Source organism: Candidatus Manganitrophus morganii, from assembly GCA_021651055.1.
Classification (GTDB): Bacteria; Nitrospirota; Nitrospiria; order SBBL01; family Manganitrophaceae; genus Manganitrophus; species Manganitrophus morganii.
The window spans coordinates 1506225-1522781 of the sequence record JAJHOH010000001.1 but is presented as its reverse complement, the minus strand read 5'-3'; the positions used below and the strand labels follow the sequence as shown (position 1 = coordinate 1522781).

The window sequence follows — 16557 nt, the reverse complement described above, 5'->3', positions numbered from 1 at the left end:
TTCAGATCGGCCCATTTTTTTGTCTTAGCGTTGGGCTTAAGATTGCTTGACAGCCAGGGAAACGTTTCATATAATGCGATTTTTTAAAGGAAAGAGCAATGGAAATTAAAATTCACGATATTCCGGAGGAGGGGCTTCTCCTTTCTTATGAGGAGGACCCGAAAGATTGGGACCTATCGGAAAGCGGATTTACAATCAAAGGTCCTGTCCAGGTTCGAGTGAAGGCGGTTAAACATAATCAGGAAGAGGTCTACGTCCGAGGCGCGCTCTCTGCGGAGGTGAGTGCAGAATGCAGCCGCTGCCTGAAGCCTCTAACGAGTCGGGTTGAAGCCGACTTTCACGCCGAATATGTTCCTCGAAACGCGGTTCCGACCGAAGGGGAACGGGAATTACTGGAAGAAGATCTCGACCTTCTTTTTTATGAAGGGGATACCATCGATATCAGTGAGGAGGTGGAGGGCCAATTGATTTTGGCCACGCCGATGCGGCCCCTCTGCAGTGAAGAGTGCCGCGGCCTTTGTCCTCAGTGCGGACAAGATTTAAATCTCAAAGAGTGCAATTGCGTGCAGGAGATCCCTGATCCGCGCTGGGCTGAATTAAAGAAATTAACCGATAAGAAATCATCGCCAAAGTAAGGAGAAGCAATGCCGAATCCAAAACACAAAATATCGAAAGCCAGAAGAGACAGCAGAAGGACGCACAAAAAGCTCCAGGTCCCTGTCTATGTACTTTGCCCTCAATGTCATGAGCCGAAGTTGCCCCACCGCGCCTGTCTGAGCTGCGGAACGTATAAGGGCCGCGAGGTGATTGCGGTCGAGGAAGTCTAGCTTAGAGGAAGGAGCGGCCACCCGTAGTCTAACGGATCGTTCCCGGTTGACACTTTATGAAGATTGCGCTGGATGCGATGGGGGGAGATGACGCCCCCGCCGCCATTGTGGAGGGGGCCGTTCTGGCCGCCCGAGAGCTCGACGTTGAGATTATCCTCGTTGGAGATGAAAAGGAGATTCAAAAAGAGCTCTCCCGACATCCCGCTCAAGGACTCCCCCTCTCCATCCATCACGCCCCGCAACGGGTTGCGATGCACGAATCCCCCTCCTCGGTCATTCGAAAGAAGCGTGATTCTTCCATTTGGATCGCCACCGAACTCGTTCAAAAATCCCAAGCGGTCGCGGTGATCAGCGCCGGAAATACCGGGGCGAGCATGGCGACCGCGCTCTTTATCCTCGGCCCGATGACCGGGGTCGAGCGGCCCGCCATCGCCACCTCTCTTCCGACGCTGAAGGGGACGTCGATCTTGATCGACGTCGGCGCCAATGTCGATTGCAAACCCCAGCATCTTTTTCAGTTTGCGATCATGGGGAGCATCTACGCCAAGGAGATCTTAGGGATTCCGGAGCCGACGGTCGGTCTCTTGAGCATCGGTGAAGAGGATACCAAGGGGAACGAGCTGACCAAAGAGGTCTTCAAGATGTTGAAAGCGAGCTCCCTCCGGTTTATCGGGAACGTCGAGGGGAGAGAAGTCTACACCGGCGGCGCCGATGTGATCGTCTGCGACGGCTTTATCGGAAATGTCGCGCTGAAGATCTCCGAGGGGCTTTCGGATGCGATCGGCCAATTCCTGAAAAAAGAAATCACCGCCTCTCCTTTTGCAAAGCTCGGCTACTTCTTGTTGAAGCCAGCCTTCTCCCGATTCCGAAAGAAGGTTGATTACGCCGAATACGGCGGCGCGCCGCTGTTGGGGGTCGACGGCATCAGCATCATCTGCCACGGCCGCTCTTCGGGAAAGGCGATCAAGAACGCCGTTCGTGTCGCCAAGGAATCGCACAGCCGGGGGGTCAATCGACTGATCAAAGAGCAGATCGAGGCGCAAATGGAGCTGACCTCCTCGAAGGAAGAAGGGAGCCCGCGCGGATGAAGTCCGAAAAGCCGGCCGGGAAATCCCAAATTCGCGCCGAGATCATCGGAACGGGATCGTACGTTCCGGAAACCCGGATGACCAACAAAGACCTGGAAGGGAAGATCGAAACCACCGACGCCTGGATCGTGGAGCGGACGGGAATCCGGGAGCGACGGATCGCCTCCAAAGATGAAGCCGCCTCCGACCTTGCCTTCCAGGCGGCACGAAAGGCCTTGGAAGCGGCTCAAGCGGCCCCGGAAGAGATCGATCTGATCGTTCTGGCGACTTCCACCCCCGACATGTTCTTCCCCTCGACCGCCTGCATCGTCCAAGACAAATTAAAAGCGACCCGCGCCGCGGCGTTCGATCTCTCGGCCGCCTGCTCCGGATTCGTCTATGCCCTCGCCGTCGGCGAACAATACATCCGGAGCGGGACCTATCAAAAAGTGTTGGTGATCGGCACGGAGATCATGTCGCGTCTGATCAACTGGACCGATCGAACCACCTGCGTCATCTTCGGAGATGGGGCCGGCGCGGTGCTCCTTGCCCCCTCTGCTTCGGAGAGCGGCATTCTTTCCACCCATCTTCATTCCGACGGATCACTTTGGGATCTGATCTGCGTGCCCGGCGGGGGCTCTGCGATCCCTCCTTCCGAAAAGATGCTGGCGGAGCAGCTCAATACCATCAAGATGAAGGGAAATGAGACCTTCAAGGTTGCCGTCCGGAGCCTGGAAGAGGTCGCCTGGGAGGCCCTTCGGGCGAATGACTTCCTGCCGTCGGACGTCTCCTTTTTGGTTCCGCATCAGGCCAACCTTCGCATCATCCGCGCGGTGGCCGATCGCCTTCAACTGCCGATGGAACGGGTGGTGATTAATCTCGATCGTTATGGGAATACTTCAGCGGCGTCGATTCCCCTCGCACTGGATGAAGCGGTTCGGGAAGGCCGGATCAAAAAGGGCGACATGCTCCTCTTCCTGGCGTTTGGAGGGGGCCTGACGTGGGGCGCTTCTTTGGTGAGATGGTAATTCTCTTTTTATGGAGGATAGGGTGAACGGACAATTTCTAAATGGATGGGCGCTGATTCTGGGGGCCTCCAGCGGTTTTGGAGAAGCCTGTGCCTTGGAACTGGCCGATGCGGGGCTGAACATCTTCGGTGTTCACCTCGATCGCAAAGGAACCCTCGCCAACGTCGATCGGATTACCTCCCGGATCAAAGAGAAGGGACGCCAGGCGGTCTTCTTCAACGTGAACGCGGCCGATCTCGAAAAGCGCAAAGCGGTCCTCGATGAAATTGAGAAGACTCTCTCCACGGGACCGGAACGATCACGCATCCGGGTCCTGGTTCATTCGCTGGCGTTCGGGACGCTTAAACCGCTTATCGCCGACTCGCCGAGCGAGGCGATCGCGCAGGCGCAGATGGAGATGACGCTCGATGTGATGGCCAACAGCCTCGTTTACTGGTCGCAAGATCTGGTGGCGCGCGGTTTCATGGCGGACGGCGGACGGATCTTCGCCATGACGTCGGCCGGCAGCGCGCGCGTCTGGAGAAGTTACGGCGCCGTCTCCGCCGCCAAATCGGCGCTCGAATCGCACGTTCGCCAGCTCGCCCTCGAACTCGGACCAATAGGGATCGCGGTGAATGCCATCCGGGCCGGGGTGACCGATACCCCCGCCCTTCGCAAAATTCCGGGGCATGAAGAGATGATCAAGATGGCCAAGGCGAGAAATCCGATGGGACGCCTTACCACCCCGGAAGATGCGGCAGGGGTGATCGCGCTTCTCTCCCATTCCAAGGCGCAGTGGATTACCGGAAATGTCATCGCCGTCGACGGGGGCGAGTTTATCGTCGATTGACCGCTTCTTTTTTCAGAAAATCCCGAGTGATTTATCGGAAATTTTTTGTTGACTTCACGTTTCTTTTTGATCAATATCATTGGACTGAAATGATTTTTGTCTTCTCATATCCCGATAAGCGAATCCTCTGCCGCCGCGGCTCAGGCGCAGCGGTGAGCCGATAGATGGCGATCGCATTTCTCTTTCCCGGGCAGGGATCGCAGTATGTCGGAATGGGAAAAGATCTCTGCGACCGGTTTGAGACGGCGCGGGAAACCTTTACCGAAGCCGATCGCGCGTTGGGATGGGAGATCAGCCGGCTCTGCTTCGAAGGTCCGGAAGAGAAGCTGAATCAGACCGAGTATACACAGCCGGCCCTTCTCGTCTCCAGCATCGCCGCTTGGCGCTGCCTCGGAGCACCGCTTCAAAAGGCAACGGTCGTCTCCGGACATAGCCTGGGGGAATACACGGCGTTGGTCGTCTCCGGAGCGCTCCCCTTTGCAGCGGCGGTCCGATTGGTCCAGCAGCGGGGCCGCTTCATGCAGGAAGCGGTGCCGAAGGGGGAAGGGGGAATGGCGGCCCTTCTCGGGCTCGATCGGAAGCGTGTCGAAGAGGTTTGTGAGAAGGCCTCCAACGAAACCGGCCGGGTGACCGCCGCGAATTACAACGCCCCCGACCAGATCGTGATCGCCGGCGAGTCGAATGCCGTCCAGCGGGGAATGGCGCTGGCGCAGGAGCGGGGGGCGAAGCGGGCCATCGCGCTCGCCGTGAGTGTTCCTTCCCACTCGCCGATGATGAAAGAGGCTTGCCGCCGTCTCGCCGCGGAGTTGGAGAAAGTTCAGGGTCGCGATCTCGACGTTCCCCTGATCAACAATCTCCAGGCGAAGAAGATCACGACGTGGAGTGAGGCGAAAGCGGGTCTGATTGATCAGCTCTCTTCCCCGCTTTTATGGGAGGAGACGATCCAGCGGATGCGGGAAGACGGGGTTGATCTCTTCATCGAGGTCGGGCCGGGACGGGTCTTGTCGGGACTGCTGAAGCGGATCGATCGCCGGCTCTCGACGGCGAACGCGGAAGATGCCGCCGGCGTTGAGAAGGTGAAGGAGCTTTTGGAGAAATAATGGGGGATTTCATCGATCTGCAGGGGAATGTCGCGCTGGTCACCGGAGGGGCGCAGGGGATCGGAAAGTCGATCGTCGGACTTCTTGCGGATTGCGGCGCGAGTGTGGTAGTCTCCGACATCAATCGCGAAACGGCGGAGAAAACCGTTGCCGAGCTGAACGCACAGGGGAAAAAAGCGATGGCGGTCCAGGCCAACGTCGCCCGCGGTGAAGAAGTGAAGGCGATGGTCGATTCGGTTGTTTCGCAGTGGGGAAAAATCGATATCCTGGTCAACAATGCCGGCATCACCCGCGATACCCTCCTGCTCCGGATGAAGGATGAAGACTGGGACGCGGTTCTCTCGGTCAACCTCAAGGGAACGTACCACTGCATGAAGGCGGTTCTCTCTTCGATGTCGAAGCAGCGTCGGGGAAGAATCATCAACATCTCCTCCATCGTCGGCGTCATCGGAAATGCGGGACAAGCGAATTACGCGGCATCGAAAGCGGCGGTCATCGGTTTAACCAAAACGGTGGCGCGGGAATATGCCGGCCGCGGCATCACGGTAAACGCGGTCGCCCCCGGATTTATCGATACCGCCATGACGGCGGTCCTTTCCGCCGAGGTAAAAGAGAATTTGATGAAGCAGATCCCGTTGGCGCGTCTGGGAAGTCCTTCGGATATCGCGAACGCGGTGGTCTTTTTGGCTTCGGATCGCGCAGGCTACATGACCGGCCAGGTGCTTCATGTCAACGGCGGCATGTATATGGGTGGATAAGGGACCCGAGGGTTCTCTTTCCAGTAAGACAATCAAGACCATTGAGTGTTCTACTCAATCTATAAGGAGGAAAGCGTTGGCAGTCGAAGAGCGTGTTAAAAAAATCATTTCGGAGCAGTTGGGTTTGGAAGATGAGGATGTGACTCCGGAAGCCTCCTTCGTCGAGGATCTCGGGGCCGACTCTTTGGATACCGTCGAACTGGTGATGGCGTTCGAAGAGGAGTTCGGGATTGAAATTCCGGACGAAGATGCGGAAAAAATCCTCACCGTTCAGAATGCAATCGACTACATCAAAGAGAAAGTATAGTCGTTGTTCGGAACGCTTTATCGGGTTGGGTCCGGTTCTGTGGCCCGACGCAGCTTTATTTTTTAAGTAAGGGGGTGAGTTTCTGAGTAGAAGGGTTGTGGTGACCGGTTTGGGGGCGGTAACCCCGCTCGGCGTGGGGGTGGAGAAGACATGGAAGGCCCTCCTTTCCGGAGAGTCGGGTGTCGGTCGGATTACCCGATTTGATCCAGCGGACTACCCTTGCCAAATCGCCGCCCAGGTCAACGATTTCAATCCCGCCGATTATATCGACGGGAAAGAGATCAAGAAGATGGACACCTTCATCCACTATGCGATCGCCGGCGGCCAGATGGCGATGGATGATTCCGGCTTGAAGGTGACCCCCGAGAATGCGGAGCGGGTCGGCGTCTACGTCGGATCGGGCATCGGGGGGCTCAACGCAATCGAAGCGTGGCACAAAGTCCTTCTCGAAAAAGGACCGAAGCGGGTCACCCCGTTCTTCATCCCGATGTCGATCATCAACCTTGCCCCCGGCCAGATCGCCATCCGATTCGGCGCCAAAGGGCCGAACTCCTGCGCGGTGACCGCTTGCGCCACCGGGAACAACTGCATCGGGGACGCCTTTCGATTGATCCAGCGCGGGGATGCCGATGTCATGATCGCCGGCGGAACCGAAGCGGCGATCACCCCTCTCTCCGTCGCGGGTTTTTCTTCCTCCCGCGCCCTCTCCACACGAAACGATGATCCCAAGCGGGCGAGCCGCCCGTTCGACAAAGATCGGGACGGGTTCGTCCTGGGCGAGGGCTCCGGCATCCTTGTTTTGGAGGAACTTGAAAGTGCGCGTCGCCGCGGCGCCCGCATTTACGCCGAGATCGTCGGATACGGCATGTCGGCCGATGCGTATCACATCACCGCGCCTTCGGAAGAGGGAGAAGGGGCGGCGCGCTGCATGCGGCTCGCCTTGAAAGACGCCGGGATTCAGCCGGGCGAGGTCGGCTATATCAACGCCCACGCCACCTCCACCATGGCCGATGCGATCGAAACGAGGGCAATGAAAACAGTCTTCGGCGAGGCGATCGGCCGCATTCCGATCAGCGCCACCAAATCGATGACCGGCCATCTTCTCGGCGCCGCCGGCGGGATCGAGGCGGTCTTCAGCATCCTCGCCCTTCGGGACGGCATTCTTCCCCCGACGATCAACCTCGACCATCCCGATCCTCTCTGCGATCTCGACTACGTCCCCCATCAGGCGCGGAAGGCCGATGTGAATGTGGCCCTCTCCAACTCCTTCGGCTTCGGCGGAACGAATGCCACGATCATTTTCCGAAAGTATCAGGAAAGCTAAACTCCCCTTTCTCGCAGGCGAACCCCACTGAGAGAACCTCTCCCCATGTCCCCTTCAGACCTCTTCGCGCTTCAGCAACGGCTCGCATATACCTTCCAGATGACGGAGCGGCTCCGGCAAGCGGTCACCCACAAATCGTATATCAACGAAACCAAAGACAAGACGGTCGAGGACAACGAGCGGTTTGAGTTTCTGGGCGACGCGGTTCTCGATTTGATCATCAGCGAAGCGCTCGTCGCCCGCTTTCCGAATGCCCCGGAGGGGGATCTCTCCAAAATGAAGTCGCGGGTGGTCAGCGAGGGGACGCTCGCCCGGGTCGCCAAGGAGATCGATCTGGGACGGTATCTTTATCTCGGAAAAGGAGAAGAGCGGACCCTCGGCCGCGAGAAGAGCTCGCTTTTGGCCGATGCGCTCGAAGCGTTGATCGCCGCGGTTTATCTTGACGGCGGCCTCTCTCCGGCACGGGAGGTCGTGATGCGGGAATTCGAGCCGGCGCTTCAAGAGCTGACCCGCCCCGAAATGACGGCCGACTACAAGACCGAGCTTCAAGAGCGTTGCCAGAAAGAATTCGAATCGCTCCCCCTCTATCAGGTCATCCGCGAAACCGGTCCCGACCATCAAAAGCTCTTCGAAGTGGAAATCCGGATTCAGAACACCCCCTACGCCACCGCCACCGGCCGGAGCAAGAAGGAGGCGGAGCAGCGGGCGGCGCAGATCGCGCTTGATAAGTTGAGGAAGGGCTGGCCGCCCCCGCAGGGGGAATAATTCAAACCAGAAAAATGAGTGACGCGGTTTAATGTAGGGGCGTGATTCATCACGCCCACCCAGAGGGCGCCATGAATGGCGCCCCTACAGAGACCCTTAAGGGGGTTCTTTCAACGCGCATTATCACTCGTTGAGGAATGGCGGCGTCTTCATAAAGACGAACTGATGCAAGATTGGGAATTAGCAAGGCAACGTAAACCGTTGCGCTCTATTTCTCCGTTGGAGTAAAAGCGATGATACCGCATGTTATTAAAGCAGAATACAAGGGATTACCGTGTCTGGCTTCGATTCAATGATGGCGCCGAAGGGGTCGTCGATTTAAAAGATGAACTCTACGGCGAAATGTTTGAGCCTCTTAAGGATATAAAAAAATTCAAATCCTTCCGAATCGATCCCGAACTGGAGACGCTGGTCTGGGAAAACGGAGCAGATTTCGCGCCTGAATTTTTACGTGACCATCTTCTTGTCTAAGAGAATTTCTTCTTAAATCGCGCATTGACTTTCATAAGAAAACTGCACTATAAAGAGTAGCCAGCCGTCATAAAGACATCCATCCAACTAGAGGCTCCGAAGCATGGACGCGCAGAAGATCGTTCTTGTTCTCGCGGGAGGGATTGCGGTCGGACTTCTCGGCTACAACCTCAATGCGCTCCTGCCCGAATGGCAGCGGACGATGCGGTTCGTCGTCCTCGGATCTCTCGGCGGCCTGCTCGGCATCGCGATCAGACACTTCAAAGAAATTTCAGGCGGCCGGTTGAGCAAAGAGATGTTTCAACTCGCCGCGCTCGGCTTGGCGGCCGGCGCCGCCCTGGGCGTGGGCTTGGCGGCCAATCCCCACATCCATCTCTACCAGCATTATTTCAGAGGGACGGAAGGGGTCTGGCTTCTCTTCTTAGGCGCGCTGGCCGGTCTTCTCGGGGTTGCGCTCGTTCGCCTTCTCGGTCGCGTTTCGAGTAAGGATGGTGCAGATGCGAACCTTTAGAAAAAAGCAGAATCCCTCTCATCGATCAATCTCCCCCAGCCTCGTTCAATCAAATCATCATTCAGATCTGATCCCAAACCTACAACGCACCATCGGCAATCAAGCGGTCCAGCGGTTTATCCAGCGAAAGTTGACAATCAATACGCCGGAGGACCGCTACGAGCAGGAAGCAGATCATGTTGCCGATCAGGTGATGCGGACGTCTGCGTCTCCATGCGCCTGCGGCGCATCATGCCCCAAGTGCAAACAGGATGGGAGCGGGCAAGTGCAGACGAAGCGGGTCCACGAACACGACGCCGGCAACAGGACCGCGCCGCCGGTTGTAGACGAAGTCATTTCTTCCTCAGGCCAGCCGCTCGATGTGAGCACGCGTCAATTCATGGAGACCCGTTTCGGTTACGACTTCAGCGGGGTGCGGGTGCACGCCGATGCCAAGGCCTCCGACTCCGCGCGGCAGATCGATGCGCTCGCCTATACCGCCGGCAGAGACATCGTCTTCGCCGCCAGCCGATACGATACGGCATCGGCGGCGGGACAACGTCTCCTTGCCCACGAGTTGGCCCATGTGGTCCAGCAGACCGGCGGGGCAAGCCGGACCATTCAACGCCAGCCCGCGCCCGATATCGGAAGCGAATCGTTCCAGCTCTCCCCGTTCAGACCGGACGATCCGCGCACAGATGCCTCCCCCCTGGTGGCGAGTGCGTTGGGATCGACCGTCCTCGACGGGTTTACCACGGGGAGCGCGGCCATTCCAAAAGGGGGTGACGACACCCTTCGTTTCGTCGCCCGGCAGATTCAGTTTTTCATTGCCAAATATCCCCGCTCGACCGTTCAGATTACCGGCCACACCGACCGGGTCGACTCGAAAGAGAGCAATTTCAAATTAGGCCAAAAACGGGCCGACGCGGTCAGCGCTTTTCTGAAGGACGAAGGGGTCCCCGCCGATCTGATCAGCGCCGACACCAAAGGGGAGAACGACCCGATGGTGCCGACCGCCGACGAAAAAGGGGAGCCGCGCAACCGCCGCGTGCATGTCTTCTTCCGGGTCCGGAAAAGCAGGAGAGTGTTGGAGGTGGAAGAGACGCCGCCGACCGAAGAGGAAGAGCGGACGATTAAATTCGACCTTCCAACCGATTATGATCCCGACAAGAAGGGGCCTCCCTATCGCAATCCAAAGGACACCGAGCTGACCGACAAGATGGACAAGGCGGAGAAGCGGGCGGAGGAGATCGAGAAAAAACGCCCGAAGAACACAAAGACCCCGGCCGGCGTGGTCATCAATAAGGTGATGGACGACATCGTGAACCCGGTCATCGAAAAACTCCCGATTCCGAAAAAGTGGAAGAAGAAAGCTGAGAAGAAAGTGCGCGAAGGGCTGGAGTCGGGCAGCGAGAAAGCATGCGAGGCGGGGATCGATCTCTTGGAGATCGGGAGCGGGGAGAAGGATGTCCTCAAGGCCACCTGTAAGTCGGCGCTCAAATACAAGCCGGGCGAAAAACCGGGCGCAGGAGGGACGCCGTAGAGATCGATCGGCGCCTCCTTGTTTTTATCTCGGCCGGATGGATGAAGAAGGCCGGGAAATATCCATCCTTGAAACTCCCGAATTGACTTGATCTAAAAACTCAATTATAAAGAAGGGCCAAACATCACCGAGATGCTTGCAATGTCTATCTCTGATCTCCATCTTTGTCCGTGAGCATCCAATCTATTTTTCCGTTTATTTCTTCCAAGAAATCACAGGGAAGTTTACTGATTTAAGGAAGCACGACAATTGACCCACTCCGGAGGGGGCTGCATCAACGCCGCGCGTTGAGGAGCGTCGTTTCGCGGCGCCTCCGTTTTCATCTGAAAACCAAGAAGGAGACCATCATGAGCGCCCCGAACCTCGAGATCAAACTGGAACCTGTCGAATCTGGAAAAGCGGTTTACCTTCCCCTCGCGGCGACAACCGCGACCGGAAAAACAATGGTGAAGATCGTCCTCCGCCTGCGGATCAAAAACAAAAATGGACGCGGCACGGTCAAGGTGAACAAGATCCAGTTTTCCTTCCCCGGCTCCTCGCATGCCGCGGTGAACATGCAGGGGGTGAACATGGACGGCAGCCTCGACCTTGCCGCCGGCGCGGCCGCCTATTGGTCGAACGGGCGGGTCGATCTCGACCCCGATCCGGATGTCGATAACTTCATCAACAACGCCGTCTACCTGAACACGCCGGCGCCGTCGCAGATCAAAATTTCGGTGAGCTGCAAGGACTTCACCGATCCGGCGACGGTGACGATGTCGCTGGCCTCTCACAAGAGCCCGACCCCCGAAGGGGCTTACCGGTTTCCCTATGCGGCGGGCGAGCTTCGGAAGGATGAGTATTATCAGACCGACGCGGTCCACTGGGCCAACGGCGGGGCGAAGGGACCGCAGATCTTCGCCCACGACATCGGCGTGGTCGGCTGGGACCCCAAGGCGAAAAAATGGTCGAGCCTCCTTCCGGGAGGCGCGTCGTCGAAGAATGAAGACTATCGGATCTATAACAAACCGCTCCGCGCCGTGGCGGACGGCGAGGTGGAAGAGTGGTTCGACGGCATGGACGACAACACCGTCCTCGGCGAGTTTCCCGATCCGACGCCGAGCCCGGGCGCGGGGAACAACATCTGGATCAGGCACGGCACGGAGCTGGTGAAATATGCGCACCTCAAAAAGGGGAGCATCCCCGCCGAGCTGATGAAAAAGGGAGCGCGGGTGCATGAAGGCCAGATGATCGGGCGGGTCGGCAACACGGGGAACTCCACCAACCCGCACACCCACATCGAATGCGTGAGAGATTCGACGTCGGGGCCGCTCCGGCCGCTCCCGTTCCGGGCCGGATGGGTGGTCGACCGGAGCAAGCTGAAGCCGCCCGGGGCGAAGGGGCCGTGGTTTGCGCTGCGGGGCCACGGCATCTCGAAAGAGGCCGTCTCGATCTGGCCGGCGTCGACCTATCCCGGATTCCCCGTGCCGGCCGTCGGCATTTCGATGCAGGGGGACTGGGCGAACTCCTACTGGATCAGCCCGGACCTGGCCAGCTTCCAGCAGAAGGCGCAGGCGCTGTTCGATGATCATGGGCGGCGGTTGATCCGGATCGCGACCTTTGTCGAGAACGGGAACCGGCGGTGGGTCGGCATTTCGCGCGCCGGGACCTGGGCGAGCCGGTGGTGGGTCAGCAACAATCTCTCCTCGTTTCTGGCGAAGGCCCAGGAGCTGTTCGATACACAAGGTTTGCGTCTGATCCAGGCCGCCAGTTATCTTGAAGGGACGCAGCGGAAGTGGTTCGGGATTGCGCGGGGAGGGGACTGGGCGAGCCGGCTGATCGTCAAGCCGGACCTCGGAAGCTTCTCGAAGGAGGCGCAGAAACTCTTCGACGAAAACGGCCTCCGATTAATCTATGTCACAACCTACGTCGAGGGAGGAAAGCGGAAATGGTTCGGCATCTCCCGCTCCGGCGACTGGGCCAACCGCTGGTGGATCAGCCCCGACTTCGGGAGTTTCCGGACGAAGTCGCAAGATCTCTTCGACAACGAGGGGAAGCGGCTGGTGCATGTGACGACCTACGTCGAGGGAAGCCAGCGGCGGTGGGTGGGGATCTCCCGTTCCGGCGATTGGGCGAACCGCTGGGTCTTCCGGAGCGATCTGGACGCCTTCAACCTGGAAGCGCAGCGGCTCTTCGACGAGGAGAAGCTCCGGCTGATTCACGTTGAGATGCTGGAGTAGGAACGAAGCGTGGCGGCTGGAGCACTCATCGGAAAACGGATAAGAGGACTTTTCCTCCTCTGGGGCGCGATCGTCCTCCTCGTGACGGGATGTGCGACGCGCCCCGCCACGCCGCCGACCCGAAGCGGGCCGGCGCCTTGCGACACCTGCATCGAAGGGGTTTCCAATTTTTCAAAAGTCTCTCCCCTGCTCTGGCGGGGAGCGCAGCCGACCGAAGCGGGATTCCGAAACCTCGAAGCCGCCGGAGCGAAGACGATCATCTCCCTTCGTGAGCACCACGACGATCTTCCGCTGTTGGAAGAGACGAAGCTCAATTACCTGCGTATCCCGATGGATGCCTGGGACCCCGAAGAGGCGGAGCTGGTCCTTTTCTTGACGCAGCTTGAGAGAATTCTGAAAGATCCCGACAGCGTGCCGATCTTCGTCCACTGCGCCGAGGGGAAAGACCGAACCGGGTACAGCATCGCCGCCTACCGGATGCTCTTCGAGAACTGGACCGCCGATGATGCCATTCATGAAATGTTCGATTTTCGCTTCAACACCGTCTGGTTTCGCAACCCCGGTTTTCTTAAGCGCCTGGATATTGAACGGGTTCGAAAGCGGATGCAACGGGCGCCTTAACGGGCCTTCCTCTTCCATTGACACTTCCCCTCTCTTCCGCTACATTAAGGCGATGCTTTTTCCCCGGACGGAGGGCGTTTCCCTCCGAGGTTCAAAAGCGAATCATCCCCACGAAGGGGCTTAAATCAACTGAGGTGTAAATGAAACAAGTGCTCAAGTTCAGTATCCTGGTGGTTGGATTGGCGATCGCCGGGTATTATATTTTCCACCTGGTGACTTTCCTCTCCCCCGCGACCGACATCTTCGCTCCGATCAAATAAGGAGGATCTGTGGCGCGTCGCGTCGCAATTCTCGGTTACGGGACCACCCCCTTTCGAGCCCGCTGGATCGACAAGAGCTATTATGAGCTGGCGTTCGACGCCGCCAAGGCCGCCTTAAAAGATGCCGGTCTCTCCCACGATCAGATCGAATCAGCCGTTTACGGGATCTACAACGATCTTTTCCAGCGGCAGTTCATGCCCGATGTCTACGTCCATGACTATCTCGGCCTCGGTCTCAAACCGTCGCTCCGGGTCACCACCGGCGGAGCGACCGGCGGGGCCGCCGTCCACACCGGCTTCGCGCAGATCGCCTCCGGCCTTTATGATATCGTCCTCGTTCTCGGCGTCGAGAAATGCTCCGACGCCTTCAACCCCGAATTAAAAAGCAGCACGCCGGAGGTGTTGAAGGGGATCATCTACTCCGCCGACATGACCTTCGAAGCCCCATTGGGGCTGACCCCCGCCGCTTCCTACGCGCTCCCGACCGTCGCCCACATGGAAAAATACGGCAGCCCGACCGAACTGCAGATGGCGAAGGTCTCGGTCAAGAATCACAAAAACGCCTTCAAGAATCCTTTTGCTCAGCGGCCGGAGCGGATCACCGTCGAAGATGTCCTCCGGTCGAAAAAGATCTGCCACCCGTTCAAATTCTACGACAACTGCCTCTACTCGGAAGGGGCCTCGGCACTGGTTCTCGTCTCGGAGAAAATTGCAAAGAAGGCGAAGCGGCCGGTCGCCTGGATCACCGGCGTTGGCGCTTCGACCGACATGGCCTTCACCGGGAACCGGCCCGACTACGCCGAGTTCGGCTCGTCGATCGCGGCAGGGAAAGCGGTTTACAAGATGGCCAAGATCAGAAACCCAAGAAAGGAGCTCGACTTCGCCGAGCTACACGATGCCTTCACCTCCGCCGAGATTCTCTCCTACGAAGCCTTCGGCTTTTGCAAACCGGGAGAGGGAGGGACGTTGATCGACGACGGGGTGACCGAGATGGAGGGCGATCTCCCGGTCAACCCGAGCGGCGGGCTGATCGGCTGCGGCCATGCGGTCGGCGCCACCGGCGTGATGCAGATGGGCGAAGCGGCGCTCCAGGTGACCCACCGGGCGGGGAAACGTCAGGTCAAAGGGGCGAAGCGAGGCTTGGTTCAGGGAATCGGGGGACCGGCGACTTCGTGGACCTTTGCTTTCATTGTCGAGGGAGAATGATGGCGCGAAAGAAGAAAGAACCCCGACCGGACGTTGTCCCCTTTGAGATCCCCGACCGGATCGAGATGAACTACCGCTACAGCTACGGCGGGATCTCCCCTTTTTTTCGGGCGATCAAAGAAGAAGCGAAGCTCCTCGGCAGCCGCTGCGCCCGCTGCAAAAAGACCTATCTTCCCCCGCGCATCAACTGCTCCCAATGTTACCGTCCAACGAAGTGGGTGCCGCTCGGAAACGAGGGGACCGTGATTACCTGCACCACCGTCTACTATGCAACCTCCCGCTTCTTCTCCAAGACCCCCTTCGTCTGCGCCTACATCCGGGTGGACGGCGCCGACACCCTCCTCCTTCAAAACATCATCCTCGATGAGGTGACCCAAGCCCGGCCCGGCATCCGTGTCCGCGCCCTCTTCCGCCCGGAGCGCAAAGGGGAGATGGCCGATTTTTATTTTGTGCCGGTGTAGCCGGATTCCCGATCCTTTCTTCTTCAAGTCGACAGGGTGAGGGCAGGCTGGTTCCGGGTTTTGGTCTTCCATTCCTTGTAGTGCGAATGGACCCATGCCGGAAGGGTTAAGCTGAGGATGAATAACATGGAAAGGAGCAAGGCCGGACCGGTTCCATATGAGGCGATCGGTTTTCGGACGAAGAATTCGAGTAGATAAAGCATCAGGAGGTGATAAGTAAACACCGGCAATGAATGCGCTCCCAAAAAGGCAAACCAACGCCACCGAAAAAGGTGCGGATAGGCTTGAACAAGCCGGGCGGTTAAGTAGGTGATGAGGAGGACGTTGATTAATCGGAGCCAGCCGAGATGGCTCTTTTCGGTTGCGTGTTGAATCGAGAAAGGAAAAACGGCGTCGAGCAGCACAGGTTGATGGCGAACCAGGAAGAGGAAAAGGCCGATCGTGAGTGCAATCGCAATAAAACAGGGATGGTAAAAAAGATGCGGGGTGGAACCCTTTCTGCCGGTGAATCCCAACCAGGTTCCGAGAACGAAGGGAAATTGCCACGCGAAGAGGTCGAAGTAGCCGAGCTCCGATTGGGTGAGGGGCAGAACGAGTGCCGTGAAATTTTCTCTCAGGCCGGTTTGAGAAAATCCCCATAAGGAGAGACTGAACAGCAAGACCGCCGCGCCGCTTCCGTTTTGATAGCGCCGGATCAAAAAAGGGACAACCAGCACCAGAAGGGTGTACATCGGAAGGATATCAAAAAAATGCGGCCGGTAAAGTGTCGCCGCGCCGAGAAGAAGGGCCGAGAGCGGTTCCTCGCGGATGATCAGGAGGCGATCGGTCCACCGGCTCTCCGCCGCCGCGAGGGGGAAGAGCCGGACCAGCGCGAAAACGAAAAGAAACGAGAGGAGATGATAAAGATAAATGCGCCGGGTGTTGTGGAAGGCGCGTTGCGCAATCGACGAAAAGGAGGGGGCTGTATAGGCCAGTCCGGTCGCCAGGCCCGATAAAAGAAAAAAACCTTCGGCCGCCGAGGCGAAACCGAACGGCTCATGCGTGAGCCGGCGGAGCGGGCCGCCGTCGTGATTGAGGGTCATCACGACAAGAAAAAGTCCCCGCAATGCATCCAAAGCGTCGTTTCTTTTCATGGAAGGGTGCCTCCGTCGGATCGGGGAAAGAAGGGATCTAGATCTATTTTATCTCTTTGGAGGATTCCGCCACAAGGCTGGGCCGGTGTTGGAAGGGGTGGATCGCTTGACAGCGCATCATCTTCTGCTATCTTCTCATTAGGTCCCT

At 58.1% G+C, this 16557-nt stretch carries 18 protein-coding genes; 17 read left to right on the top strand and 1 reads right to left on the bottom strand.

Features of this window, described 5'->3' with window-relative positions; genetic code table 11:
* The first annotated feature begins 98 nt into the window (after nucleotides 1-98).
* From MCM46_06785 to MCM46_06705, 17 genes are all read left to right on the top strand, one after another.
* Nucleotides 99-635, top strand: a complete 537-nt coding sequence (locus tag MCM46_06785; protein ID MCG3111517.1) for a DUF177 domain-containing protein — start codon at nucleotides 99-101, stop codon at nucleotides 633-635.
* A 9-nt stretch (nucleotides 636-644) separates the two neighbouring features.
* Nucleotides 645-827, top strand: a complete 183-nt coding sequence (gene rpmF / locus MCM46_06780; protein ID MCG3111516.1) for a 50S ribosomal protein L32 — start codon at nucleotides 645-647, stop codon at nucleotides 825-827.
* A gap of 56 nt (nucleotides 828-883) precedes the next feature.
* A complete protein-coding gene (gene plsX / locus MCM46_06775) occupies nucleotides 884-1915 on the top strand; it encodes a phosphate acyltransferase PlsX (GenBank protein ID MCG3111515.1) in 1032 nt (343 codons plus the stop codon).
* Nucleotides 1912-2922, top strand: a complete 1011-nt coding sequence (locus MCM46_06770) for a ketoacyl-ACP synthase III (protein ID MCG3111514.1) — start codon at nucleotides 1912-1914, stop codon at nucleotides 2920-2922. The genes plsX and MCM46_06770 overlap by 4 nt, the downstream gene beginning before the upstream one ends.
* A gap of 22 nt (nucleotides 2923-2944) precedes the next feature.
* On the top strand, nucleotides 2945-3751 hold the full coding sequence (locus tag MCM46_06765; protein MCG3111513.1) for an SDR family oxidoreductase: 807 nt from the start codon (nucleotides 2945-2947) through the stop codon (nucleotides 3749-3751).
* A gap of 164 nt (nucleotides 3752-3915) precedes the next feature.
* A complete protein-coding gene (fabD, locus tag MCM46_06760) occupies nucleotides 3916-4851 on the top strand; it encodes an ACP S-malonyltransferase (GenBank protein ID MCG3111512.1) in 936 nt (311 codons plus the stop codon).
* Nucleotides 4851-5609, top strand: a complete 759-nt coding sequence (gene fabG, locus MCM46_06755; protein ID MCG3111511.1) for a 3-oxoacyl-[acyl-carrier-protein] reductase — start codon at nucleotides 4851-4853, stop codon at nucleotides 5607-5609. Before fabD ends, fabG begins: the two co-directional genes overlap by 1 nt.
* A gap of 76 nt (nucleotides 5610-5685) precedes the next feature.
* On the top strand, nucleotides 5686-5916 hold the full coding sequence (gene acpP, locus MCM46_06750; GenBank protein MCG3111510.1) for an acyl carrier protein: 231 nt from the start codon (nucleotides 5686-5688) through the stop codon (nucleotides 5914-5916).
* Nucleotides 5917-6016: 100 nt separating this feature from the next.
* Nucleotides 6017-7240, top strand: coding sequence for a beta-ketoacyl-ACP synthase II (fabF, locus tag MCM46_06745; GenBank protein ID MCG3111509.1), 1224 nt, complete (start codon nucleotides 6017-6019; stop codon nucleotides 7238-7240).
* A 45-nt stretch (nucleotides 7241-7285) separates the two neighbouring features.
* Entirely contained in the window at nucleotides 7286-8005 is a 720-nt protein-coding gene (rnc, locus tag MCM46_06740; protein ID MCG3111508.1) for a ribonuclease III, read from the top strand.
* A 243-nt stretch (nucleotides 8006-8248) separates the two neighbouring features.
* Nucleotides 8249-8476: a DUF2442 domain-containing protein gene (locus MCM46_06735; protein ID MCG3111507.1), complete on the top strand. Its 228-nt coding sequence runs from the start codon at nucleotides 8249-8251 to the stop codon at nucleotides 8474-8476.
* A gap of 103 nt (nucleotides 8477-8579) precedes the next feature.
* The gene (locus tag MCM46_06730; protein MCG3111506.1) at nucleotides 8580-8987 is read left to right on the top strand and encodes a hypothetical protein; all 408 of its coding nucleotides are present in this window, start codon (nucleotides 8580-8582) and stop codon (nucleotides 8985-8987) included.
* Nucleotides 8974-10509: a DUF4157 domain-containing protein gene (locus tag MCM46_06725; GenBank protein MCG3111505.1), complete on the top strand. Its 1536-nt coding sequence runs from the start codon at nucleotides 8974-8976 to the stop codon at nucleotides 10507-10509. Before MCM46_06730 ends, MCM46_06725 begins: the two co-directional genes overlap by 14 nt.
* A gap of 347 nt (nucleotides 10510-10856) precedes the next feature.
* Nucleotides 10857-12728: a M23 family metallopeptidase gene (locus MCM46_06720; GenBank protein ID MCG3111504.1), complete on the top strand. Its 1872-nt coding sequence runs from the start codon at nucleotides 10857-10859 to the stop codon at nucleotides 12726-12728.
* A gap of 9 nt (nucleotides 12729-12737) precedes the next feature.
* Nucleotides 12738-13349, top strand: a complete 612-nt coding sequence (locus MCM46_06715) for a dual specificity protein phosphatase family protein (GenBank protein MCG3111503.1) — start codon at nucleotides 12738-12740, stop codon at nucleotides 13347-13349.
* A 269-nt stretch (nucleotides 13350-13618) separates the two neighbouring features.
* Nucleotides 13619-14815, top strand: coding sequence for a thiolase family protein (locus MCM46_06710; protein MCG3111502.1), 1197 nt, complete (start codon nucleotides 13619-13621; stop codon nucleotides 14813-14815).
* Nucleotides 14812-15276: a Zn-ribbon domain-containing OB-fold protein gene (locus tag MCM46_06705; protein ID MCG3111501.1), complete on the top strand. Its 465-nt coding sequence runs from the start codon at nucleotides 14812-14814 to the stop codon at nucleotides 15274-15276. Before MCM46_06710 ends, MCM46_06705 begins: the two co-directional genes overlap by 4 nt.
* Before the next feature lie 23 nt (nucleotides 15277-15299).
* On the opposite strand, the gene MCM46_06700 is transcribed toward MCM46_06705, so the two are convergent.
* Nucleotides 15300-16409 (bottom strand): OpgC domain-containing protein, encoded by a 1110-nt coding sequence (locus MCM46_06700; protein ID MCG3111500.1) that lies wholly within the window; start codon nucleotides 16407-16409, stop codon nucleotides 15300-15302.
* Nucleotides 16410-16557 lie beyond the last annotated feature (148 nt).